Origin of the sequence: Anaerococcus marasmi (assembly GCF_900290195.1) — a bacterium.
In the GTDB taxonomy this organism is placed as follows: Bacteria; Bacillota; Clostridia; order Tissierellales; family Peptoniphilaceae; genus Anaerococcus; species Anaerococcus marasmi.
This window is the reverse complement of sequence record NZ_OLMF01000004.1, coordinates 1583131-1608003: the sequence shown is the minus strand read 5'-3', so window position 1 is coordinate 1608003 and position 24873 is coordinate 1583131. Positions and strand designations below refer to the sequence as shown.

18 protein-coding genes are annotated in these 24873 nt (G+C 38.6%); all 18 read right to left on the bottom strand.

All coding sequences use genetic code 11. The features are described 5' to 3' along the window. Window positions 1-8: 8 nt before the first annotated feature. The 18 genes from C7D97_RS08215 to fsa all read right to left on the bottom strand — a co-directional run bounded on the left by C7D97_RS08215 (window position 9) and on the right by fsa (window position 24869). Window positions 9-1088 (bottom strand): Gfo/Idh/MocA family protein, encoded by a 1080-nt coding sequence (locus tag C7D97_RS08215; protein WP_105301572.1) that lies wholly within the window; start codon window positions 1086-1088, stop codon window positions 9-11. Continuing rightward, window positions 1088-1942 carry a sugar phosphate isomerase/epimerase family protein gene (locus C7D97_RS08210; protein ID WP_105301571.1) on the bottom strand — a complete coding sequence of 285 codons (855 nt, stop codon included), beginning with the start codon at window positions 1940-1942 and terminating at the stop codon, window positions 1088-1090. The genes C7D97_RS08215 and C7D97_RS08210 overlap by 1 nt, the downstream gene beginning before the upstream one ends. Then, window positions 1935-2960, bottom strand: a complete 1026-nt coding sequence (locus C7D97_RS08205; protein WP_105301570.1) for a Gfo/Idh/MocA family protein — start codon at window positions 2958-2960, stop codon at window positions 1935-1937. The genes C7D97_RS08210 and C7D97_RS08205 overlap by 8 nt, the downstream gene beginning before the upstream one ends. 6 nt (window positions 2961-2966) lie before the next feature. Further along, entirely contained in the window at window positions 2967-4136 is a 1170-nt protein-coding gene (locus tag C7D97_RS08200) for a Gfo/Idh/MocA family protein (RefSeq protein ID WP_105301569.1), read from the bottom strand. Window positions 4137-4241: 105 nt separating this feature from the next. After that, window positions 4242-5267, bottom strand: coding sequence for a sugar kinase (locus C7D97_RS08195; protein WP_105301568.1), 1026 nt, complete (start codon window positions 5265-5267; stop codon window positions 4242-4244). Beyond that, window positions 5267-5893, bottom strand: coding sequence for a bifunctional 2-keto-4-hydroxyglutarate aldolase/2-keto-3-deoxy-6-phosphogluconate aldolase (locus C7D97_RS08190; RefSeq protein ID WP_015778516.1), 627 nt, complete (start codon window positions 5891-5893; stop codon window positions 5267-5269). The genes C7D97_RS08195 and C7D97_RS08190 overlap by 1 nt, the downstream gene beginning before the upstream one ends. Window positions 5894-5908: 15 nt before the next feature. Continuing rightward, window positions 5909-7315 (bottom strand): glucuronate isomerase, encoded by a 1407-nt coding sequence (uxaC, locus tag C7D97_RS08185; protein ID WP_105301567.1) that lies wholly within the window; start codon window positions 7313-7315, stop codon window positions 5909-5911. Between the two features lie 143 nt (window positions 7316-7458). Beyond that, entirely contained in the window at window positions 7459-8529 is a 1071-nt protein-coding gene (gene uxuA, locus C7D97_RS08180) for a mannonate dehydratase (protein WP_105301566.1), read from the bottom strand. A 16-nt stretch (window positions 8530-8545) separates the two neighbouring features. Next, window positions 8546-10126: a mannitol dehydrogenase family protein gene (locus C7D97_RS08175; protein WP_105301565.1), complete on the bottom strand. Its 1581-nt coding sequence runs from the start codon at window positions 10124-10126 to the stop codon at window positions 8546-8548. A gap of 312 nt (window positions 10127-10438) precedes the next feature. Continuing rightward, a complete protein-coding gene (locus C7D97_RS08170) occupies window positions 10439-12103 on the bottom strand; it encodes a glycoside hydrolase family 13 protein (RefSeq protein WP_105301564.1) in 1665 nt (554 codons plus the stop codon). A gap of 377 nt (window positions 12104-12480) precedes the next feature. Beyond that, window positions 12481-13755 carry a nickel-dependent lactate racemase gene (gene larA / locus C7D97_RS08165; RefSeq protein ID WP_105301563.1) on the bottom strand — a complete coding sequence of 425 codons (1275 nt, stop codon included), beginning with the start codon at window positions 13753-13755 and terminating at the stop codon, window positions 12481-12483. A 95-nt stretch (window positions 13756-13850) separates the two neighbouring features. Next, a complete protein-coding gene (locus C7D97_RS08160) occupies window positions 13851-14402 on the bottom strand; it encodes a chromate transporter (protein ID WP_105301562.1) in 552 nt (183 codons plus the stop codon). After that, a complete protein-coding gene (locus C7D97_RS08155; protein ID WP_105301561.1) occupies window positions 14392-14958 on the bottom strand; it encodes a chromate transporter in 567 nt (188 codons plus the stop codon). The genes C7D97_RS08160 and C7D97_RS08155 overlap by 11 nt, the downstream gene beginning before the upstream one ends. A gap of 50 nt (window positions 14959-15008) precedes the next feature. Continuing rightward, window positions 15009-18290 (bottom strand): glycoside hydrolase family 2 TIM barrel-domain containing protein, encoded by a 3282-nt coding sequence (locus tag C7D97_RS08150; RefSeq protein WP_105301560.1) that lies wholly within the window; start codon window positions 18288-18290, stop codon window positions 15009-15011. Then, window positions 18280-20394, bottom strand: coding sequence for a GH92 family glycosyl hydrolase (locus C7D97_RS08145; RefSeq protein ID WP_105301559.1), 2115 nt, complete (start codon window positions 20392-20394; stop codon window positions 18280-18282). The genes C7D97_RS08150 and C7D97_RS08145 overlap by 11 nt, the downstream gene beginning before the upstream one ends. After that, on the bottom strand, window positions 20381-22012 hold the full coding sequence (locus C7D97_RS08140) for a DUF4091 domain-containing protein (RefSeq protein WP_105301558.1): 1632 nt from the start codon (window positions 22010-22012) through the stop codon (window positions 20381-20383). Before C7D97_RS08140 ends, C7D97_RS08145 begins: the two co-directional genes overlap by 14 nt. 95 nt (window positions 22013-22107) lie before the next feature. Beyond that, complete coding sequence (gene tkt, locus C7D97_RS08135) at window positions 22108-24096, bottom strand: transketolase (RefSeq protein ID WP_105301557.1); 1989 nt, start codon at window positions 24094-24096, stop codon at window positions 22108-22110. 125 nt (window positions 24097-24221) lie between these two features. After that, entirely contained in the window at window positions 24222-24869 is a 648-nt protein-coding gene (fsa, locus tag C7D97_RS08130; protein WP_105301556.1) for a fructose-6-phosphate aldolase, read from the bottom strand. Between the last annotated feature and the right edge of the window lie 4 nt (window positions 24870-24873).

Genomic DNA, 24873 nt, shown 5'->3' with positions numbered 1-24873 from the left:
TCTCTAATTTAATCTATTACTATAGCTTCTTCTTGGCATTTTAAGCATAGCTCTTGTGCCTTGAATATATGTTCTTGTGTCATTGCGTTTTCTGTGCCATTGATACAATCGAGTATCATCTCTCCGAAAAATGGAAATCCTACTTTGCCATTTACTTCAAAATGTTCTTCTCCATTTTCATCTACCAAAAATACATGATCGCCTGTAGTATCTGTTGCAACATTGGTATATTTTCTTACTTCGATTGAACCCTTAGTCCCTGTTATAAATATTCTACCATCACCCCATGTTGAAAGGCCTTTTGGTGAGAACCAATGCACCTTGTAGAAGAATGTTGCTCCATTTTCTCCGACAAGGGTAGCATCGCCATAATCTTCTAGCTCTGGTGTGTCAGGATTGTCGTAGTTTGCGACCTTGCTGTGAAGAACTTTGGCATCTTCATTTCCAGTGTAATATAGGAATTGCTCTATTTGATGGCTTCCTATATCTGTCAAAATTCCGCCATATTCTTCTTTTTTGAAAAACCAGTCTGGTCTACTTTCCTTGTTGAGACTGTGAGGTCCAAAGCCTGTTACTTGGATGACTCTTCCGATTCTTCCTTCTTCAATAAGCTTTCCAGCAAATATTGCTCCCTCAACATGGAGTCTTTCTGAAAAGTAAACAAAATATCTTCTTCCAGTCTCTTCTACAACTTTTTTCGTTTCTTCTAGTTGATCTAGGCTAGTAAAGCCAGTTTTATCGGTAAAATAATCCTTTCCAGCTTTCATAGCCTTGTTACCTAAGGCTGATCTTAGATTTGGGATTGCTGCTGCCGCAAGCATCTTTATCTCAGGGTCATTTAAGATTTCATCTACTGAATTCACAGCTTTGGCTTCTGGAAATTTCTCTTGAAATTCTTCGATTTTTTTTGGGTCTTTATCATAGACATAAACTATCTCTGCACCAGCTTCCTTAAGTCCGTTGCACATACCATAGATATGGCCATGGTCTAGGGCTCCTACTCCGACCTTAAATTCGCCAGGACCAACTACTTTATTAGCAGTGCCTTTAGGTGCATAGTTCATTCCGTCCTTCTTGTTAATAGTCATTAGAATAAATCTCCATATCCATTATCTACAAGCCAATCGTAAGATATTTTTAGCTCTTCGAAAGGATCTCTGCCGTAGGAAAAGTCTTGTTCTACCAGTAAGTATCTACAACCAGACTCTATGGCTTGGTCTGCACATTCCTTAAGTGGTAATGAGCCTTGGCCTAGTGGGGCAAACCTTGCCCTATTGTCGAAGGCAGTTCTAAAGGCAGCTTGGTCTTCTTGCATAAGTTTTAGATCATCCATTGTCAAAGGCATAACTTCGTAATCCTTTAAGTGAACAAGTTCTACTTTTCCTGAGTATTTTTTAAGGATATTTACTGGATTTTCTCCACCCTTTTGTACCCAGTGAACATCTAGCTCAAAACCAAGTTCTGGAGCATTCTCACTTATTATGTCAAGGAGGTATTTTCCATCGTATTTTACAAATTCGATATGGTGGTTATGATAATAGAGTTTGATTCCATCTTCCTTAAGTTTTAAAGCATATTCATTAGCTTTTTTAGCAAATTCAATAGCCTTATCAAGATTCGCCATTTTGTCAAATGGGAGCATACCGATTCTAAGTAGGTCTGTATCTACTGCCTTACAATCTGCTACTATCTTGTCATAATCTGTTTCAAGACTTTCTTGACCAGGAAACATTGATTCAAGGGCTGCTGACATTGCGGCAACCTCCATATCGAAATCTTTGCATGCTTTTATGATTTGGTCGATGTTTTCCTTACTAGTTTCTACTTGAGACACCTCTACAGATTTATATCCTATTTCTGAAAGTTTCTTGAATGTTTCGTAAGGTCCTATTTCCTTGAATGAATCTACTACTGTTGAAGCTTGTACTCCTATTTTAGTCATTGATAATCTCCTCTTTTTTCACTTCTTTATTTTCATTTGATGAATCTATTATGGCTTGAATAATCTCCATTGTTTTCATAGCATCTGCTAGGTCACAATAGTCATCTGTACCGTCTATTATAGCCTTGTAGAATTTATTAATTAAGGTCTCATGTCCTGCCCCATAATAATCCTTGGTGGCATCGCTTTTCTCATCTTCTGCCAAACATTCTAGATTCCTATTAAAGAGCCTATTTTCTTTGATAGTGTATTTTTCATTTTTACTTATGACTTGTAATTCTATTGAATCTGTAATCGAATAGGCATTAGTCGCTATAAAAAGTCCATTTACTCCATCTTCATATTTGATAAAGGCGTTGGCAGTATCTTCTACCTCAACCTCCTTATTCATTAACTTAGACATGGTAGCTGTAAGACTCTTCCAATCTTTGCCTGTGACATAGGCCATTAGGTCTAGGGTATGGATGGCTTGATTGATAATCACTCCAGCTCCTGCTTCTTTGAGAGTTCCTCTCCATGGAGCTTGTTTGTAATAATCCATATTCCTATACCAGGTCACCAAGCCTTTTACAGCAAATACTTCTTCCTTATTTTCTTCTAATATTTCCTTAAGTCTTACTACTGACTTGTTGTATCTATTTTGAAAACAGATTCCGAGTTTTTGTTTTCCCTTATAAGCTTGGTAGAAATCATATAAGTCCTTGGTTTTTTCGTAACTTATATCCACAGGTTTTTCACAAAATACATTGAGTCCCTTGGATAAGGCATATTTTGAAACTTCTGCGTGAAGATAGTGAGGAAGAGTGATGTGGACTACATCCAAATCTTCCTTTTCTATCATTTCCTTATAGTCAGTATATGAAGGAATAATTTCACAATGAGTTTGTTCGCATTTCTCCTTAGCCCTATTACTGTTTATATCACATACTGCAACAAGCTTGGCATAGGGAGAATTGTTTATTGAAAGCAAGTGGATGGGTGAAACTGTTCCAAGTCCAATAACTCCAACTTTTAGCATAAAATCCTACTTTCTTTCTTCGAATTTTCCTTCTTCTTTGATTTTTTCGTTAAGAAGCTCTAGATAAAGATCATCGTCAAAGTCCTTAACTGATACAGGCTTACCTAACCAGCTTGAAAGGTGTACTGCGTTAGCAAGTCTTACTCCATTGATTCCTTCTGCACCATTTGCAAGAAGTTCTTCTCCATCAAGAACGTGAGCAGCAAAGTTTCTTAAAACTTCACAGTGTTGGCCTCCCCAAACAGAGTTTTCTTCTATGACTTCTGTTTCAAATAAGTCGTCCATCTTCATTTGACCTGCAAAGAGCATCTTCACATCATCTATTGTCATTCTAGCGTTTAGGTCATTTTCTGTTTCTTTGAGTCTGTAGATTGTTGCCTTCTTAGAATCATCTACGACAATTTTTCCGCCGTCACATACGATTTCTAATCTATCTGTACCGATTATTTCGTTGGTACCGGTTACAAAAACTCCAGTCCTACCATCGTCATATTCCATTACAAAGTGTACTTGATCATCTACAACTATATCTCTTTGGTAACCATATTGAACACTTGAATATACTCTATCTGGTGCTCCAGTCATCCATTGAATAAGGTCTAATTGGTGTGGTGCTTGGTTTACAAGAACTCCTCCACCTTCTCCACCCCAGGTAGCTCTCCAGTCAGATTGCTTGTAATATGCATCTGGTCTCCACCATGTTGTGATGATCCAGTTTGTTCTTCTTATTGGTCCAAGTTCTCCTGAATCGAGGATTTCTTTTAGCTTTCTGTATAGTGGATTTGTTCTTTGGTTAAAGAATAGGGCATAAGCCTTATCAGATTTTTCTGCGACTTCGTTAAGTTCTTTTACTTGCTTTGTATAAACACCAGCTGGTTTTTCGTTAAGTACATTTACCCCATGAGTTAGGCCATAGATTGCCATTTCTGGGTGAAGATAGTGAGGTACGCATGTTACGATTCCTTCAACTTCTCCTCTATCGATCATTTCCTTGTAGTCTTCATAAAGTTTTGCTTCTGGGAAAACTTCTTTTGCTTTTTCAAGCTTTTCCTTATCAATATCACAAACTGCAACTACTTCTACATTCTCAACCATTCCTTCAGAAATGAACTTTCCATACATTGATCCTTCTGTTCCGTATCCGATGATTCCAAATTTTAATTTTCTATCAGCCACTTTATCCTCCTAAATTTATTAATTCTTTATTGATAATCGTTTTCCATTTTGTTAAAAAATAATCTTTAGGAAGGGAGTATCCTCCCTAAAGATATTTTTTCTTTCTTATCTTTGAACCCTACCAGATGCGTCTCCGTCTACTAGGTTTTCTACTTCTTCTCTTGACATGTGGTTGAAGTCTCCCTTGATCGTGTGTTTTAGGGCACTTGCTGCAACTCCGAAGTCTAGGGCATCTGCAGGGCTTTTGCCATCTAGGAGTCCTGTGATTAGGCCTGCTGCGAAGCTGTCTCCTCCTCCTACTCTGTCTACGATTCTTACGTCGTATTGTGGAGCTTGGTGGAAGTCTTTGCCGTCATAGATTAGGGCTGACCAGCCGTTGTCACTTGCTGAGTATGATTCTCTTAAGGATGATGCGATCATTTCAAAGCCGAATTCTTCTTTCATTTGTTTGAAGATTTCGTGGTAGCCTTCTACGTCTAGTTTGCCGCTTGTTACGTCGAGTCCTTTTGGGGTAAAGCCTAGGCATAGGGATGCATCTTCTTCGTTTCCTATGCAGACGTCTACGTATTGCATGAGATCTTTCATTACTTTTTGGGCTTCTTCTGGGCTCCAGAGTTTAGCTCTGTAGTTTAGGTCGATTGATATTTTGGCTCCCGCTTTTTTGGCTGCTTGCATGGCTTTTTTGGTGATTTCTGCACCTTCTTTTGATATTGCTGGGGTTATGCCTGATGTGTGGAACCGTGCTGCGTCTTTGAAGATTTCGTCGAAGTCAAATTCGTCTGCTTTAGCTTCTGCTATGGCTGAGTTACTTCTGTCGTAAATTACTTTGGATGGTCTGGCTGATGCGCCTGTTTCTGAGTAGTAGATTCCTACTCTGTCTCCGCCTCTTACGATGTAGTCTGTGTTTACTCCGTATCTTCTTAGTGCGTTTACTGCGGCTTGGCCGATTTCGTGTTTTGGTAGTTTGGTTACGTAGTGGGCGTCGAAGCCGTAGTTGGCTAGGGATACTGCTACGTTTGCTTCTCCTCCTCCGTAGATTGCATCAAAGCTTTCAGCTTGAACGAATCTTTCGTATCCTGGTGTGGATAGTCTTAGCATTATTTCGCCTAGGGTTACTACTTTTTTTGTCATTATTTTCTTACCTCCGCTATTTTTTCTAGGTATTCTTTTGCTTTTTGGGTTATTTCTTCTTTGCTGCCTTTTACTAGGTTTGATCCTGCTCCTACTGCTACTACACCTGCTTTAAACCAGTCTTCTAGGTTGTCTAGGCTTACGCCGCCTGTTGGCATGATTTGGAAGTGTGGGTATGGGCCGTGGATTGCTTTTACGTAGGATGGGCCTGTTAGGGAGCCTGGGAATAGTTTTATGATGTCTACTCCGTATTTGTAGGCTTCTAGCATTTCGGCTGGTGTTACGCAGCCTGGCATGTATGGGATGTTGTAGATGTTACACATTTTGGCTACTTCTTTGTCAAATGATGGGCTTACTATGAATTTGGCTCCGTTCATTATGGCAAGTCTTGCTGTTGTTGGGTCTAGTACTGTTCCTGCTCCGAGTAATGTGTCAGCTGGGAGTTCTTTTTGGATTCTTTGGAAGACTTCAATTGCGTTTGGGATTGTGAAGGTTACTTCTAGGGTGTTGATTCCTCCATCGATTAGGCCTTTACAGTATTCGATTGCTTCGTCTGCTGAGTTTGCTCTTACTACTGGTACGATTCCTAAGTCTAAGACTTGGCTGATTGTTTCTACTTTGCTCATTTTTCCTTCTTTCTTTTATAAATCTATTTTGATGTATTTTCTTGCGTTGTTGTAGCAAATATCTTCTACAACTTTTCCTAAGAATTCTTCGTCAGCTGGATATTCGCCGTTTTCTACTAATTCTCCTATGAAGTTGCAGAGGATTCTTCTGAAGTATTCGTGTCTTGGGTAGGACAAGAAGCTTCTTGAGTCTGTTAGCATTCCTATGAATTTGGAGAAGACTCCAACGCTTGAGAATACTTTCATTTGCTCTATCATTCCATCCTTGTGGTCGAGATGCCACCAAGCTGTTCCAAGTTGGATATTTTGCATACCATCAGGATTTGCCCTGTTAAAAGATCCTCCAACTGTAGCAATTGGGAATTGGTCTTTTGGATTAAGTGGGAATATTACAGTTCTTGGAAGGCCTTCGTTTTCTTCAAAATCAGAAAGTAGGTCCGCAAGATTTTCTGCGAAATTTAGGTCGTTTTGGCTATCTCCTCCAACATCAGCCCCGAGTTTTTCAAACATTAACTTGGAGTTGTTTCTGATTACTCCAACGTGAATTTCCATAGCCCAGTCTAGCTTTTTATATTCTTTGGCAAGGAATATTACAAGTTCTGTCTTGTAGGCTTCTTCCTCTTCTAGACTAATCTCTTCTCCATTTAATTTCTTTTGAACTACTTTATTAAGACAATCTTCGTCACATCTTCTATGTGGGATGTATTTGAAGGCTTGATCGCTGGCCTTGGCTCCATGGTCGTTAAAGAAGTCCATCCTTGCCTTTAGGGCCTTTTTGATGTCTGTGAAGTTTGTAATCTCTACTCCACTTGCCTTAGAAAGATCTCCTATGTAGTCCTTGAAGCTATCTTTTTCGATGTATAGGGCATTATCTGGTCTGAAGGCTGGAAGGACTTTTACTTTGAAGTCATCTTTAGCCAAAAGCTCGTGATATTTAAGATCATCTATAGGATCATTTGTGGTACAAACTGCAGCCACATTACTCATCTCGATTAGGCCTCTTGGTCTAAATTCATCTTTTGCTAGAAGCTTGTTACACTTATCATAAATTTCTCTGGCATTTTCCTTGTTAAGGCTCTCTTCTATGCCAAAGAAGTTCTTTAACTCAAGTTGGGTCCAGTGATAGATTGGATTTCCTATAAGGTATGGCATGATTTCCGCATACTTTTCAAACTTTTCGAAATCATCAGCATCTCCTGTGATGTATTTTTCCTCAACCCCACAAGATCTCATAACTCTCCACTTGTAGTGGTCTCCACCAAGCCAAGCTTCAGTTATTGAAGGAATGTTTTTGTTTTCATAAATTTCCTTAGCTTCAAGGTGACAGTGGAAGTCAAATATTGGCATCTTGGCCGCATAATTGTGGTAAAGCTTTTTTGCAAAGTCATTATGAAGCATAAAGTCTTCTGTCATGAATTTCATTGGTTTTCCTTTCTTTTATAGTATTAGTTAATTTTTTGTCTATTATGGTCAAAAGAATTTCCTCGGATTAAGTGAGGACTTCTCCTAAGAGAGGCCTCACCTATCAAAGGTTTATGTTCGTAGTTGTCTAAAAACTTGATTATCTATTTATTATTTTTATCTATAGCTTCCCAAAGACCGTTTAGGTAAGCAACTCCTAGGGCTCTGTCGTAGAGTCCGTAGCCTGCTCTTCCTTCTTCGCCCCAGATCATTCTTCCGTGGTCTGGTCTTAGGTAGCCGTCAAAGTCAGCATCGTAGAGGGCTTTCATTATAGCGTACATATCTAATGACCCGTAGCTAGAAAGGTGAGCTGATTCATAGAATTGTTTTTCTCCAGTAAACTTGATGTTTCTAGCGTGAATTGCTCCGATTTTGCCTCTTTTAGCGAAGTCTGCGATTATGGCAGGAACGTCATTTTGGGCTCTAGATCCCAATGATCCTGTACAAACACATAGGGTATTTGATGGGGAATCTACTAGATTTACAATTTTTTCTAAATCTTCTGGAGTTGAGGTTATTCTAGGTATATCGAAGATTGGCCAAGCTGGATCGTCTGGGTGAACTGCCATTTTGATTCCTACTTCCTCGCATGTTGGGATTATTGCTTCAAGGAAGTATTTGTAGTTTTCTCTTAATTTATCTTCATCGATATCCTTGTATTTTTCAAGAACATCTTCTAGTTGAGATAGTCTTTCTGGCTCCCAACCTGGTAATTCGAAGTTTCCTGCTCCGTCGAGGATTTCATTTACCATATCTCTTGGAGAAAGACCTTCTACCTTGGCTTGGTCAAAGGCAAGGGTATTAGATCCATCAGGAAGCTCCTTGTATAGTTCTGTCTTAACCCAGTCAAATACTGGCATGAAGTTGTAAATTACTGTCTTTACACCACAAGCTGCAACGTTTCTTAGAGACTCTTTGTAGTTTTCGATGTATTTATCTCTTGTTGGAAGACCCATCTTGATATCTTCGTGAACGTTGATTGACTCGATGATTTCACAATCAAGACCTACTGCGTGGCACTTATCAACGTATTCTTGGAAGACTTCCTTCTCCCAAACTTCTCCTGCTTCCCACTCATTCATCATAACCATAACTCCTGTAACTCCAGGAATTTGTGCGATGTATTCTAGTGAGATTGGATCATCATTTCCGTAGTGTCTAAATGTCATTTTCATAAACGTTTCTCCTTAATTATGCTAGGTACTTCTTAAGTGTAGCTCTTACACTTCCAGGGCCATCTGACAATTCTTCGAAATATTTTGTAACTATTTCTGAAAGTCCAACTTCTTCAAGATTTACTCCGAAGATTTTTTCGTTTCTTAGTAATTCTTTTAGACCATCAGTTTCCTTGAAGTCTCCGACTTTGATTCCTTCTAGGCTTTCCTTTAGATAGTCCATCATAGGATCGTTTGAAAGCTCGAAAGCTTCTCCCTCATCATTTACTCCTAGAAGATATCTCAACCAACCGGCTAGGGCTAGTGGGATAAACTTAAGGTCAGCTACATCGAGATTCTTATCATTCATATAACCTTTTATAGTCTCTCCAAATCTTACAGGAATCTTTTGTGATGTGTCTGTTGCGATTCTTTGTGGTGTATCTGGCATGAACTTGTTTGGAAATCTTACATTGATTACTTCATCAATGAAGTCTTTTGGATTGATGATTCCAGGATCAACTACAACCTTAAGGCCTTCGTCATAACCAATTTTCTTAATTAGCTTAACAAGTTCCACATCTTCCATCTCTTCTGAAATCTTTGCATGGCCTAGGATGCAACCGTAAGTCGCAAGCACTGTGTGAAGTGGGTTTAGGCAAGTTGTAACCTTCATTGTCTCAACCTTATTTACAGTCTCCCTATCTGCCATATATACTCCGCCTTCTTCGAAAGCTGGTCTTCCGTTAGTAAAATTATCTTCTATAACGAGATACTCTGCTTCCTCTGAGTTTACAAAACCTGCTATATAGGAGCCTTTTTCTGTTATTACAGTCTCCATTCTACTAAAGCCTTCATCTTCTAGGTGTTTTTGAACATCCTCAGAAGGTCTTGGCGTGATCTTATCGATCATAGAAAGTGGGAAGGCTATTTTTTCTTCTAGATATTTGATAAATCCTTCTTCTACGAAGCCTTTTTCTAGCCAAGCCTTAGCTATAAGCATAACTGAGTTTTTGACTAAATCTCCGTTGTGGCTTGCATTATCCATTGACAATAGGGTTAGGGCCTTGCCATTTTCCTTATATCTTAGGTTTAATAAAGCGGTTACAATGCTCATAAGGTGCTTACTAGTTTCTGGACCATTTTCAAGATCTTCTCTAACTACTCCCATAAGATTTCCGTCTGAACCGTAGAGGTTGTAGCCTTTTTCTGTAATCGTGAAGCTCATTAGTTCAAGGTTAGGATTTGTGGCAATTTCTTTAATTCTTGTCATATCCTTAAGAGTTAGAGCTTCAACTAGGTTGGCTATTAAGTTTGTATCGAAATTACCGTCCTTGTGAAGGGTAACTGATAGGGCTAGGTTGTCGTATGGCTTGTAGATCTTTTCGATGATTTCTTCATCGAAGGTTTCTACAACAGAAATTCCACGATCTTCCTTGCCTGCATTTATTGCGTCTTGGTTTACTCTTGCAATAAATCCTCTAAAGATATTACCTGAACCAAAAGCGAGCCATTTTGGATCCTTGATTGATTCTTCTCTAAGCTTTTTTACGTCATATTTTGGACCCTTGTCCACTTTTTCTAGAATTTGATCTAAGTTCTCTAGTTTTAGTTCCATAAACTCCTCCATTTAATTGCTAAAGCTTCCTATTTCTCTTATACCCTAATCGTTTATGATATTTTAAGTTCCTAATCTCTAATATTTCTCTTAATCAAATAATCAAACATTTCTGTAAGCGGTTGCAATTTATCCTAAAATTTTTAAGCGATTATAAGGCTCAATCTTTTTTGTAATCGCTTACAATCTCTTCTGATATTAATATAACACTTAGTCAAAGGAATGTCAAATGTTTTGCGAAGATTTATAGAATTAAAGCAAAACGCAAAAGCAAAGGCTTATGATCACCTTTGATTTTGCGTCTTCTTCTTGTTATTTATTAACTTTTTTATCTAGGATTACAAAGCCGTATGGGCTTAAGCTTAAGATATCTCCTTCAATTTCTCCCCTTAAGTTTGAAAAGATTATATCCTTACCCTTTGCTTCTATTTTCTTTTCTTCATCTGAGAAGTTGGCGATAATTTCTAGATTTTTACCATCTAGGATTCTTTCATATGCTATTATTTCATCATCCAATCCTTCTAGAGGCTTGAAGTCTCCATAGATTAGGATATCAGAATACTGGCTATTTTGTCTAAAGTCTATCATTTTTTTGTAGAAGTTTAGGACAGAATCCTTATCCTTTTCTTCATCGTCTGCATTTACTTTAGGATTTTCGTAGGCCATGGCAAGCCAAGGTCTAGTTTCTGAGAATCCTCCGTACTTTTCCCCAGTCCAGGCGAAAGGAACTCTTGGGTTGTCCCTGCTCCTAAGGTTAGTGAAGTAGAGTGCTTCCTTCTCGCTAAATCCTTCCTCTAGCGATCTATTATAGGAGTCTATGGATTGGATGTCTTGGAAGTCGTCTGGTGATTCTCTTACGAAGTTTTTCATACCGAGCTCTTGACCCTGGTAGATATAAGGAGTTCCCCTAAAGAAGAAATATATTCCTCCAAGCATCTTGATAGCATCAATATCCTCGTCCTTTTCCCTTAAAATCTTGGTAGTAGCCCTTGGTTGGTCGTGGTTTTCAATGAAGTTTGCTGACCAGCCGTATTTTTGGATCGATTCTTGACTATCGAAAATCGACTTTCTAAAGTCACTTACCTTCCAGTCAAGTCTCTTGTACCAAGTTTCTTCAACCACGTCGAAGTTTGCTGGGATAAAGTCAAATACCATGGAAAATACACCATCATCACCGATGTAGTTAGCGTATTTATCATAAGAAAGACCAGCGGTCTCACCAACAGTCATCGAATCGTGAATTCTGAAGGTATTATCTGAAAGGATCCTTATGAGTTCTTCAACTCCCTCTTGATTTCTGCCGAATTTTACGACTGAAACTCTGCCATCAGCCCCGTCTGGCTCACCACTTTTGTAGGATGGGTCTTTCTTGATATGGTTAATCGCATCCATCCTAAAGGCTGTTATTCCCTTATCAATCCAGAAATTAACAATATTAATTACTTCTTCTCTAAGCTTAGGGTTTTCCCAATTGAGATCTGGCTGCTCTTTGGCAAAGGAATGGAAGTAATAGGCATCTTCACCATCTATCTTAGTCCAAGTAGAGCCACCAAAGATCGATCTCCAATTGTTTGGAAGCTCTTTCCCTTCTTTGATGATATAATAATTCCTGTAAGGACTATCCTTATCAGATATCGCCTCCTTAAACCACGCATGTTCATTAGAGGTGTGGTTTAGGACAAGGTCCATCATGATCTTGATATCTCTTTTTTTCGCTTCTGCTACCAAAAGATCAAAGTCTTCCATACTGCCAAACTCTTCATTGATATCGAAATAATCAGAAATATCATAACCATTGTCGGCCATAGGGGACTTATAAATTGGGCAAAGCCAAATCATAGTAATGCCCAAGTCCTTTAAGTAATCAAGTTTTTCAACAATTCCCCTAATATCACCTATCCCGTCATTGTTTGAGTCCTTGAAAGACCTAGGATAAATCTGATAAACAATTTCCTTCTGCCACCACTTTTTTTGCATAAAATCTCCTTTTCTCTTTACTCTTTGGATTACTATACTATAAGTGCCAAAGTTTTTTAATTTTCTAAAATCTATATCTGCTCGATTCAAAAAAGTCGATTCTATTAAGAAGATTGCACAAGAAAAGCCGGACTAAGCCGGCCTGGACTATAGAAAATTTCAAAAAACACCCTTATTTACCCCTCTGACTAGTGCGAAAGCACGGAAAAGTTACTAAGTAACGAGTCAGAGTACGGAGTGAGTGGAGAAATCTAACGAGATCTCTCCATGCGTTCGTTTCACTCTCTTAGTCGAGATAAGGGTAATTTAACTATAAAATAAATTTCAATTAGAGCTACTTTGTCTACAGTCTAAGCCAGGTCTAAGCCGGCTCTAATTTATTTTACTATAACTGCAATACCGTCTGGTATAACTGTAACTGTGCTGTCTTTGCCCATTAATTCGTCTGCTTTTTCCATAGCCTCATCTAGGGTTTTGACTGGGATAAAGTGGAAGTCTTCTAGGACTTTAGGATCATAATCTGATACGTAGATTACTGCCTTTGCCTTTAGGAGAATCCTACATAGGATTTGTGATTCCCATTGGTCTGGTATAGTTTCGATTTTTGGTGTATCGAGGAAGCCTTTGTATAGCTTTTCTATATCTCTTTCTTCTAGGAAGGCCTTGTGGAAGGCATCTCCTCCAGTACCATCTCCTGATTCAGAGCAAACTATGATTACTCCGTCATCTTTAAGGGTCGCTTCTGCTGCTGTCATTGACTTAACTGTTTGGTAGATGTTTTGATCAAGTGGGTAGCCACCGTTTGATGTAATGGCAATGTCTGCTTCTTTTCTTTCAACTCCCGCCTTATCCTTTAGCCAATCTGTTCCAGCCTCGTGAGCCTTCTCAAGATCACCTGCTACTGCGTGGATTACTTTCTTTTCGGAGTTTATAACTACATTAACTACATAGCAAAGGCCTAGGGCTCTGGCTGCTGCAACCATGTCCTTGTGGATTGGATTGTTTTCGAGATTTCCTGTTCTTGAGTATTGACTGTCGATAAATTCTGAGTTGTGATTGTACATTACAGCCTTCCTAGAACAACATCCAGGAAAGACTGACTTTCTTCCTCCAGAAAATCCTGCGAAGAAATGTGGCTCGATAAAGCCCTCAGCTACTAGAAGATCTGCCTCAGCAGCTAGTTTATTTACTACAATATCTCCACCTGAAGGAAGCTTTTCATCTAAGGTTACGAGCATTTCTTCATCATCACAGTCGTGGATGTAGATTTTTTCATTATTATAAATCTCTTCACCGAGTTTAAATATCAATTCTTCTTTCTTAGAATTTCTATGGCATCCTGTAGCTACTAGGAGGGTTATGTCCGCATCTGGGTTTCCCTCTCTGATTTCAGCAAGCATTAGGGGAAGTATGTATTTACTTGGAACTGGTCTTGTATGATCACTTATAAGGATGACAACCTTATCCTTGCCGACAGCAAGCTCTTTTAGTTTCTTTGATTCGATGGGACTTGCCATAGCTTTTTTTACTATTGTAAGTTGGTCGTCTTCTGGATGGTATTCTTCTAGATGAGATGTTAGGATTCCTTGAATTCTTGAATCGTCAATTTCTGTTTCTTGGAATGTTTTGCCATAAGGTAATTTGATTTTCATAAAAACTCCTTTGTTCGCTTCTCTTCATGAAAAGCTTTTCTTTTATTATATAAAATAAGGACTTGATATGCAAATTTTTTATCAAGTCCCTTGTGTCATATTAAACTTATCAAAAGATAGATAGCTCCTGATGCAAGCATCAGCTTAATCGGATCTATATCCTTTTTGATCATTAGGATTAAGATAAGGGCGAAAAGCCCTAGCATCTTATAGTCTAGATTCATTAAAGTAATTGCTCTTGTGTCAAATAAGGCAGTCATAAGTATATCTACGCCAGCTATTAAAATCATAGAAATTATAGCAGGTCTTAGGAAGTATAGGACATTAGAAATCGAATCTAGGTCCTTGTATTTTTTGTAAAAATAGGCCAAAATTCCAACGATTATCGCAGAAGGCGTCACACAACCTAGGGTTGCGACAAGCCCTCCAAGAATACCTCCTACCCTAACTCCCACGAAGGTCGCAGAATTTACGGCAATAGGCCCTGGAGTCATCTGGCTTATGGTAATAAGGTCGTTAAACTCAGAAAGACTTAGCCAAGAATTTGCCCCGACTACTTCCTGCTGGATTAGTGGAAGGGCAGCGTAACCTCCACCGAAGGAGAAAAGTCCCACCTTAAAAAAGGTCAAATATAAGTCAAGAAGCACGGCTTTCTCCTTTCTTCTTCCATGAATAGATAAGGCCCACCAAAATCAAAGCAAGGATGATATAGACAATATTAATCTTAAAGAAAAATCCTGCCACAAAGCTTAAAACCATTACTAGAAGGAGGGTTTTCGACTTAAGTTTTAATAAATCTTTCGTCATATCTATGACTACCTTAAAGATAAGGGCTGCGACTCCTGCCTGCATTCCCTTAAGAAAGGTCGCTATAAATTTATTGGCTATAAAGGCCTTGTAGAAAATAGAAATCGTAGAAATTATCACAAGGGGCGGAATAATAGTTGCAAGGATTGCTACAAGCATACCGGAGATGCCAAAAGTCTCATAACCTACTACTACAGCTGCATTTACAGCGACAGCTCCAGGAGCCGACTGGGCAATAGCAGTCATATCTAGCATGTCGTCCTTCTCTAGCCAGCCTAGCTTATCTACAAAGGTATCCTTCATCAGTGAAATTATTACATAACCTCCGCCAAAGGTAAAGGCGGACAGATATAGGGTGGACTTAAATAGTTGCCACAAACTTTTCTTTTCTTCCATACTACCTCTTTTCTTTCACTATATATTCTACCGATTCCCAAGATTTTCTTCTATTCTTCCACTTTAATCTTCATAGACCTAAGCCTTACTTTACTAATATTTCTTACATCGCCTATAATTTTGATTAATGTTGCAGGAAATTTCTCGAAGGTAAAAGTAGTCTTAGAAGAATCTTTTACTATTTTATTAGCCCTAATCTCCTTGAAGCTTCCTTCATTCTCACTTTCTCCTATGAAAAATCTAAGATTAGAAAAAGATCCTTGCGGAAAGATCTCAATTTCTCCAAATATCTGCTGGGTATCGTAGGCGAAGTATATCTCATCTTCACTCACTCTTTTTTCTAGGGCGAAATCCTCTATATAGGCATCTTTTCTGTATCTTTCTACTAGCTTTCTTACACTGACAGAAGATTTATAATTTTCCCCTAAGACTTTAAGCATTGCCCTAGTTCTTACAAAACCCTCTCCCCTAAATTTTTCCTCATCAAAATCATCATAGCTTATCTCCTTGCCATGATAATAAATTTGTCCCTCCTCATCTACTAGGGGAAGGGATTTAGGGAAGATTGGTAGCTCTTCTTCGAAAATACCCATTTCATAATCCATTAGCCTAAGCTCACCCTTGATATCTAAAACGTAGAGGTTCATCGGTCCAATCTTAGAATCTCCCACATAGGTCCTATGATACTTGCCTTTTTCTATTAGCTTCCAGGTAATTTTCTTATCCCCTTCAAAATTAAGATCTTCTGACGAAGAATTTATCAGATACTTATCATAAACTAGACTATTTCTTTTGTGAAATTCTCCCCAAACAGGGATTGTAAGCTCTACCTGACTTAAATTTTGGCCAGAAGCTTTAAGCTTAAGAGGACCAGGACCTTTTGCCTTAACTATGGCAAGGAGCCTTCCCCCATAGGCCCTTTTCTTATCAGTCGCAAAGAGTTCGAAGTCAGTCTGTAGGCCTGAATCCAGACCAAGAAGCTTTGCATTTTCTGATACTTCTACGGATATTTCATCTGTTAAGGCGGTTTTGATATTCCCATCATTATCTACAAGGTCTATAGTAATGAAGTTAATTCCCTCCCTATTTTCTCCCATAGAAGGATAAAAGGCCTCTAATTTTATAAAAGTATCTTCAGTAGGAGTTTTAACCTTAGATCTTCCTACCGTATTTCTTATGATTTTGCCATTTTCATCAAAGGATATGGCAGAGATCTCTCCCTTCTCATAAGGCATATGCCAAGTCATATAAAGAGATCTTGGACCATCTACTCCCTTGACCTTCTTATAGCTAAATCCTCTCTCAGTCCTAACTTTCTCCATGTATTTCTTTCCCAAAGATTTAATATTCCCATCTTCATCAGTAAATATCAACTCAATAGCAGAAGCATTAGTGTAGACAACAATCGGTACATTTTCTGCCAAATCTCCTAGTTCTTTAGGATTCCAAGAAGGAAGGATATGGGTCGTTGTATCCTTTTCATTCCACAAGGCCCTATAGAGATAGTAGGAGTCTTTGGGAAATCCCGCCGTATCAACTATTCCGAAAAAGGAAGATCTAGGAGCAGGAAAGCCGTAGGGCGCTCCCCTTTCGATGCCATTGTAGGGAGTTGGCTCACCTAGATAATCGAAGCCCGTCCATACAGCCTCTCCCATTACAAAGTCGCGGTTTATTACATCAAACCAGGATTCTGCTGCAAGATTTCCCCAGGCGACTTCGGATTCATCATAGGAAGTAAGGCGCATATCTTCTCTTAGATCATCTCCCAACCTATCATAACAAGCCCTAGAGTTAACTGATGAAGCAGATTCTGACTGCCAGAGAATCCAATTAGGGTGGTCTTTGTGGATCTTATCATATTTATCTCCATCGCAATAGTTAAGACCGACAAGGCCCTTAGATTTTGTGAGTTCTTCTTCGATTTCGACTAAGTTTTTATCGTAGCCATCTCTTAGGGAATTATCCCCTATAGTTAGAAATCTCTTCTGGTCAAGCCCTCTCGCCCAGCTTATCAAATCCCTGGCAAGACTAGGATATTCCTTGCTCCTAGTCTGGTTAGTCCCGCACAAAATTTCATTGCCCAAAGAATAGGCTATGATTGATGGGGCATTATAATCTCTTCTTAAGGTCTCCTTTAGGTCAAATTCTCCCCAAGTCATGCCACAAGTCGAATTTATGAGCTTGCTTTCACCAATCTTTTGGGCAAAATACCTAGAATAATCCTTGTAATTATTATTCTTATCCAAAATCCATCCATCGAATATTTCCTCTATAAGGAGGATGCCCTCCTTGTTCGCTATATCGATTAACTTCTTACTAGCTGGGTTGTGGGTGATTCTTATAGCATTTGCTCCCATATCCTTCATAAGCAGAACTTGCCTAAGGATTGCCCTATAATAATCGGCCGCCCCAAGAGCCCCCTGATCGTGGTGGAGGCAGACTGCCTTTAGCTTTATGGCCTTTCCATTTAAGGAAAAACCCCTAGAAGATCTAGCAGCAAAGTATCTAAAGCCATAGTCAATCGTAATTTTTTCAATTATTTTACCCTTACGTTTTATAAGAGATTCTATCTTGTAAAACTCGGGATTATCCACGCTCCAAAGTCTTGGGTAGGAAATAGGAAATCTATCTTTAAGCTCTCTTTCTCCCATAGCTTCTATGGAAAAAACTTCTGATTTATATCTTTCAACTAATTTGTCCTTGTAGATAATCTTATGTTCAAGGATAATTTCTTCATCAAAGTTACTCTTGTTTGAAATAAAAGACCTGATTTCTAGGTCGATTTCTCCTTTTTTATCTTCTAAACCATAATCATCAATCCTAACTTCATCGAAGGCTATGTCGTCTGTAAGGATGAGATCAAGTTCTCTATAAATTCCAGAACCGGAATACCAGCGGCTAGTAGGAATTGGATTATCAACTTTGATAGCCAAAATATTTTCCCTATCATAATAAAGGAAATCAGTAATATCGATTAGAAAGGGACTGTATCCATGGTGGTGGCAAGCTAGTTTCTTCCCATTTAAGAAAACTTCTACATCACAGTAGATTCCATCAAAGGAAAGTTTAGCTCTCTTTTTCTCCTCTATAATAAAACTTTTCCTGTAAAGCCCCACTCCTCCGAGCTTATAGGCAGACTGGGCCTCTCCCGCCTTAGAATAAGGTCTAGCTATTGAGTAATCGTGGGGTAGGTCTATATAATCCCAGGAAGAATCGTCGAAGAAGTTCTTGTAAAATCCTGGAATATCCCCTAAAGTAAATCTCCAAGACTTATTAAGATTGATTCTTCTTTGATTAGTATCTATTTTTTCTATATAATATTTACTTTTCATAATCTCCCCTCCCTGGAAGTATATTCAAGCTAAAGACTATCTCCCTTGCCCTTATAAAGTCCTCATGGCTTATTCTTTTTCCTTCTAAAATTTTCCCGTCTACTTTTATATATTTGACAAAATTCTTGTGGGGGTAATTTTCGCGAGTCCTAATTTCTATAGTATTTCCCGAAGAAAGCTTCACTTTCATCTTATCAAAAAGGCTTATACCCATTTCATAAAAGCCACTTGCTGGTGTGAGTGGATAGATTCCCATAGCCGATAGGATAAACCAAGATGCCATAGAACCATTGTCCTCATCTCCAGGAAATCCCCTAAAGTTATAGGAAAAATAATCTCTCATCAAAGTCTTTACTAAAATTTCACTCTTCCAATACTTTCCGACTAAATTGTATAGGTAAGGAAGATGAAAGGAAGGTTGGTTCGATATGGCAAATTGACCAAAATGGGCATCACTCATCTCGATCATTTCATGGATCTCATAGCCATAAGATCCTACATGATAGCTAGAATCCGCATTTATCATATAATCAAGTCTTTCTTCAAACTTATCATCTCCTCCAAAAAGCTCTATCAATCTAGGAAAGTCGTGGTAGCAATTGTAGGAATTCTGGAAGGCTGATCCCTCTGTGTAGGGAGAACCCCAGGAAAGTGGATCAAAATCTCCTACAAACTTTCCTTCTCTATTCTTTGCCCTAAGAAACTTAGTCTCATAATCGAAGAGCTTTTCCCAATTTCTAGAATAAGAATAATATCTATCTGCCAAATTCTCCTTCCCGCAAAGCTCTGCAAGCCTTCCTATAGAAAAATCCGCTAGACTGTTATCAAGAGTCTGGTTGACAGATTCGGGAAAGTCTGATGGCACATAGCCGAGCTTTCTGTAGGTTTTAGCCTTGAAACGACCATATCTATCTTCTTCTGCTTCCTTTTCAGCCGCATCCAACAAGACCTCTAAGAAAAGTTCTTTCTTATCGATAGAAATCCCCTTAGTAAGGGCATCAGCTATCACATTTTCAACCAAGGTTCCTGGCATAAGTCCTCTCTCATCTGGTGAGAGCCACTTTGGAAGATAGCCGGTATCACGATAGAAGTTCAAAACCCCTTCTAAAATATCCGATAAATCTTCTTCTGCTACGAGGCTAAGGAGGGGAAAGAGGGTCTTCTGTCCATCCCAAAAGCCAATATTTGTATAAAACTTCCCTCTTTTTATAGACCTAGAATGAGTATCGAAATAGATGTCCTGATTTTCCTTATCCTTTTCGAAGAATTTCATGGGAAAAAGGAAGGCTCTGTAGACAGCATGGTAAAAGAACTTTACCTTGTCTATCTTCCTGTAAGGGGTGAATTTTTGGAAATTATCCTCATAGTCTAAGTCTCCTATTTGGAAAATATCGAAATATTTATCCCAAGTCTTTTTAGATTCTTTGATGATAAGTTCAAGATCATCAGGGATCTTTTCATAATTATCTCGGGCTTGGTCCATTGAGATGAAAGATGTTGCGAACTTAAGAGATATATCATCACTACTTGTCTTTACATAGTAGCATCCCTTCTCGAAAGAAAACTTATAGGCTGTTGAAAAACCAATTTTGATATACATCTTAAGATCCCTATCCTCACAAGCCGCATAATTTATGACAAATCCTTCCAAGTAATCTCCAGTCTTATCTAGTTTTAGACCATCTGCAAATATTTTAAAAGAATCCTTTCCACAAGACTTGATTATTCCTCCCAAATCCATCATAGAAGCAAGGACCCTTCCCCCATTCTTGTAAGAGATTTTAAGAAAATTCGGTCTAAATATCGATTTTTCCCTGTCATAACTTATATTCTCATCATCCGTAAAGGGAAGGATATTGATATAGGAAAAATCTCCCATCCAAGGACTAGGCTGGTGGCTTATGCGAAAGGCAAGGAGATCTTTATCTTCTGGATGAAAGAAGAAAGTCCCATCGTCCCTGGTCATCAGTGTAAGATAATTATTCCCATGAGGCATCCCGCACAAGGGTAGGGTATTGCCATTAGAAAAATCTCTTACGGAAGCTGTCCCTATCCTAGTATCTGTATATCTTATATCTTTTAATATGTCATCAATAATTTTCATAAAATCCCTCTTCAATAATCCTGCTATACTTATAAATCAATTTTGAAATCATTTCTACTTCTTCTAGGGTTTTTACTAGCTCGCCTTTGCTAGATACTCTTGCTCCATATTCATTTTCGAAGGAAGTCTTTGGTTTTATTCTAGGTATTTCTTTTTCAAATTGCTCCAAGTAGTATCCCTTCAAGGTCTTTCTAATAAATACTATTTTCTCTACCATCATAAGTCCAATCCTCATTCCTTCAAAGCTTAGGCTAGGGCTAGGTTTATTTTCCCTCTTATCCTTAGACGGATATATAAGAAAGGAATCCCTGCTTTCCCAAAGAAAGAAGCTCGTATCTTGCCTAGGATCTTTTACCCAAGCGTCAAGAGCCCATCTTAAGAATCCATCGAATCCATTTAGATAAGAAAAAAGAATTAGCCAAGTTGCTTCGAAAGGTTCTGAGTAAAGGAAGGTATTGGGAAATATTCCAGTACAAGTATAAAGACTTGTAAAAAGCCCCTTCTTTCTCCTATCTCTAACATAGGAAATACAATCATCGTCGACGCTAGATAAAATAAAGGAGACATCCTCTATCCTATCGAAAAGCTCAATATTTTCCTTGTCAAAAGAAGTCTGATAGGCAATTTTAAAAGTATTCCCATCCTTGTTTTTAAAGCTTGATAGAAAATCTATAGCATCCCTTACTTCCACCTCGTCTCTTTCATCAATCCCTATATAAGTCTTGTCAAAATATCCTAAATCATCCAAATGTTCTATAAAATCCGGCAAAAACCTTTGCCAAAATTCCTTATCCTTTGTTGCAGCTCTCCAACTTATGAGAGAAAAGGCATATATCTTATCAAGCATGTCACAACTTTCGCCAAGACTAAGAAATCTATCGAAGTAGGAATAATCAAAATCATATCTTCCATCTTTCGAAAACCCCCTAATCATAGAAGGGCTATCGTCATAGGTCTGATGGGCCCAGGGTTCATCTACTATGGTTGTAGTAAGAGTTTTTCCAGAAAGTGTCTTGTACAAGAAGAGATGCTCTCTTAAAATGTCCATGTGCCTTTTAGCAAACAATTCTTTCTCGGAAAGCTCATAAAATCTATAAGAAGAGAAGGGATATTGCCAAAGATTTATATCAAAAGATGATTCCTCCCTACAAAGGTCTAAGAGTCTAATCGAAAACTCTAATTCAAAATGAGATTTCTGATAATAAATATTAATTTTACCCTTATAAAGCTTTGGCTTAGCATCTTTTGGGAAATTTACATAATAGAAAAACCTAAGTGAAGAACCGCCTTCTATTACAGCTGAAGATTTATAGTCTATAATATCATCAAGTTCAAGCTTTGGAAAATCCGGCATAAGAGTCCTATCATACCCTCTTCCTATATGGCCTCTTGCTTTTTCAAGAATCCTTATAGAAATAAAATCCAAAGGAATACAAGATTCGGAAGATCTTAAAGAAGAAGGCTCAATCTTGACAGATAAACTCTCTGACGAAAGATTCTCTATAATAAAAGAAGCAGAAAACAAATCTCCCCTATAGGCATAATCAATATTTTCATAAGTAAAGTCTCCCCTAACATAAGGACTTACCTCAAAAAGTTCAATCTTACAATCTCCCATAAAATCCTCCCATGTAAGTACTATTCTAGCAGAGAAAAGGTTTTTTTGTAAAGAAAAAAGATGCGCCAGTTAAGACGCACCTTATATTTTAGGATTTATTTAAAAAATCTCTCGTCAATTTTCTCTTTGATAGCTTCTACGCTAAAGCCGAGTTCTTCTTGTACTAAGTCTCCCTTGCCTGAGATTCCGAATCTATCTATTCCTATGTTTAGGCCACAAGCTCCTGTCCATTCTGCCCAACCGAATGTTGTTCCCATTTCGATTGAAACTTTCTTTACTCCTTTTGGAAGGATTTCTTCCTTGTAGGCCTTATCTTGAGCTCTGAAAAGTTCCATAGAAGGCATTGATACTACTCTTATATTTTTTCCTTCTTCTTCTAGGGCCTTGGAGGTTTCTATTGCTAGGGCTACTTCTGATCCTGTTGCTATTAATACTAGGTCTGGGTTTTCAGCATCCTTTATGATGTAGGCTCCCTTGTCGATATTATCAATCTCTTCTGTCTCTTTGAGGTTTGGAACTCCTTGACGAGTTAGGGCTATTACTACTGGCTTGTCTTTGCTTTCTAGGGCAACTTTCCAAGCAAGTCTTGTCTCGTTAGCATCTGCTGGTCTTAGGACAATGGTGTTTGGTATTGCTCTAAGCATAGCAAGTTGCTCGATTGGCTCGTGGGTTGGTCCATCTTCTCCGACAGCTACTGAATCGTGGGTCATTGCGTATGTTAGTGGAAGTCCTGATAGGGCTGATAGTCTAACGGCAGCTTTTAAGTAGTCTGAAAATACGAAGAAGGTAGATACATGGTGGAAGCTTCCTCCGTGGGCCATGATACCATTTCCTATAGCAGCCATGGCAAATTCTCTTACTCCATACCAGATATTTCTTCCTTCTGGGCTTTCGTCTCTGAAGGCCTTGGAGTCTTTGATGTTTGTCTTGTTTGATGAGAATAGGTCTGCTGATCCTCCCCAGAAGTTTCTTGTGATTTTAGCAAGATCTTGGATGATTTCTCCACCAGATGCTCTTGTAGCAAGTGCCTTCATTGATGAGTCGTATTTTTTGACCTGATCCATGAAGTTTTCTGGAAGTTCTCTATTGATTCCTGCCATAAGTTCCTTGTAGTCTTCTGGATATTTTTCTTGGTAGGATTTTAAGTATTCTTCCCACTTATTATTTGCTTTTTTTCCCTTACTTCCTACTCCATTTTTGAAAGTCTCGTAGACTTCTTCAGGGATTTCAAAGTCTGGATAATCCCAAGCGTAAACTTTCTTTGCAGCAGCAAAGTCATCTGATCCAATTGGTGCTCCGTGAACCTTGTTAGTTCCGGCGTTTGCTGAACCATAGCCTATTACAGTCTTAACTTCTATAAGGGTTGGTCCGTCTGTATTTTCTTTTGCCTTAATGATAGAGTCGTAGATCGCTTCTAGGTCATTTCCATCTTCTACCCTTAGATAGTTCCAGCCTTGTGCCTTAACTCTCGCTTCTACATTTTCAGAGAAGGATGTATTAAGGTCTCCATCAAGACAAATATCGTTTGAATCATAAAGAACGATTAGCTTATCAAGCTTAAGATGACCGGCAAGAGACATAGACTCGTAGGATACTCCCTCCATTAGGTCTCCATCTCCACACAAAGCGTAGGTGTAGTGGTCGATTATCTTAGCTTCTTCCTTGTTGTAGAGGGCAGCCATATGCTTTTCAGCAATTGCCATTCCTACTGCTTGGGCTATACCTTGACCCAAAGGACCTGTTGTAACTTCAACTCCTTCGGTATAACCATACTCAGGATGTCCTGGAGTTAAGGAACCAATTTGCCTAAATTCCCTAAGTTCATCCATGGAAAGCTTGTAGCCTGAAAGATGAAGCAAGGAATAAAGCATGGATGAACCGTGACCTGCTGATAGGATAAATCTATCCCTATCGAACCAGTTCGCATTTTCTGGATTTGCCTTAAGAATCTTGTTATACAAAACATAAGCCATAGGAGCTGCTCCCATTGGTAGACCTGGGTGTCCACTGTTGGCCTTTTCTACTTGAGCTATGGACAAAGCTCTTATAGCATTTACTGCTAACCTATCATTTTTATTAAACATTTGCTCTCCTTTATAATTCTTTCTACCTTATACTTTACTATAAATTTTCACATTTTTTAGAAATATAAAAGGTCTTTATGGAAAATGCTTCCAATTATTATGAAAACTCACACAACTCCGATGACCTATCTATTTTCAAAGGCATCCCAGTCTTTCTTGAAGGCTTCGATTCCTGCTGTGGTAAGTGGGTGGGTCCAGAGTTTGTCGAAAAGCTTCCCTGGAATGGTGGCAATATGAGCCCCTGCGAGAGCTGCTTCTTCTAGGTGCTTGTTATGCCTTATACTTGCTGCAATTATTTCTGAGTCATAGCCGTAGATATCTATGACTTTTCTTAAATTTTCTATTAACTTTTTACCTGATTCGCCCATATCATCAACTCTTCCCATAAATGGAGATATGAAAGTTGCTCCTGCCTTCATAGCCATGATCCCTTGGGATAAAGAAAATATTAGGGTGCAGTTGGTTTTGATTCCTTCTTCGCTTAGGGTTTTAATTGCCTTAAGTCCTTCTTCTGTCATAGGTATTTTGACTATGATATTATCAGCCCATTTGGAAAGCTTTCTAGCCTCTTCGACCATCCCTTCATATTCATAACTTGTAACCTCTGCAGAAACAGGGCCATCTACGATTTGGCATATTTCTTTAACAACCTCTTCGAAGTCTCTTCCTTCTTTGTTGATAATAGATGGATTGGTAGTTACTCCATCACAAAGACCTAGGTCGTTTATTCTTTTTATTTCGTCTACATTTGCTGTGTCTAAGAAAAATTTCATTGTT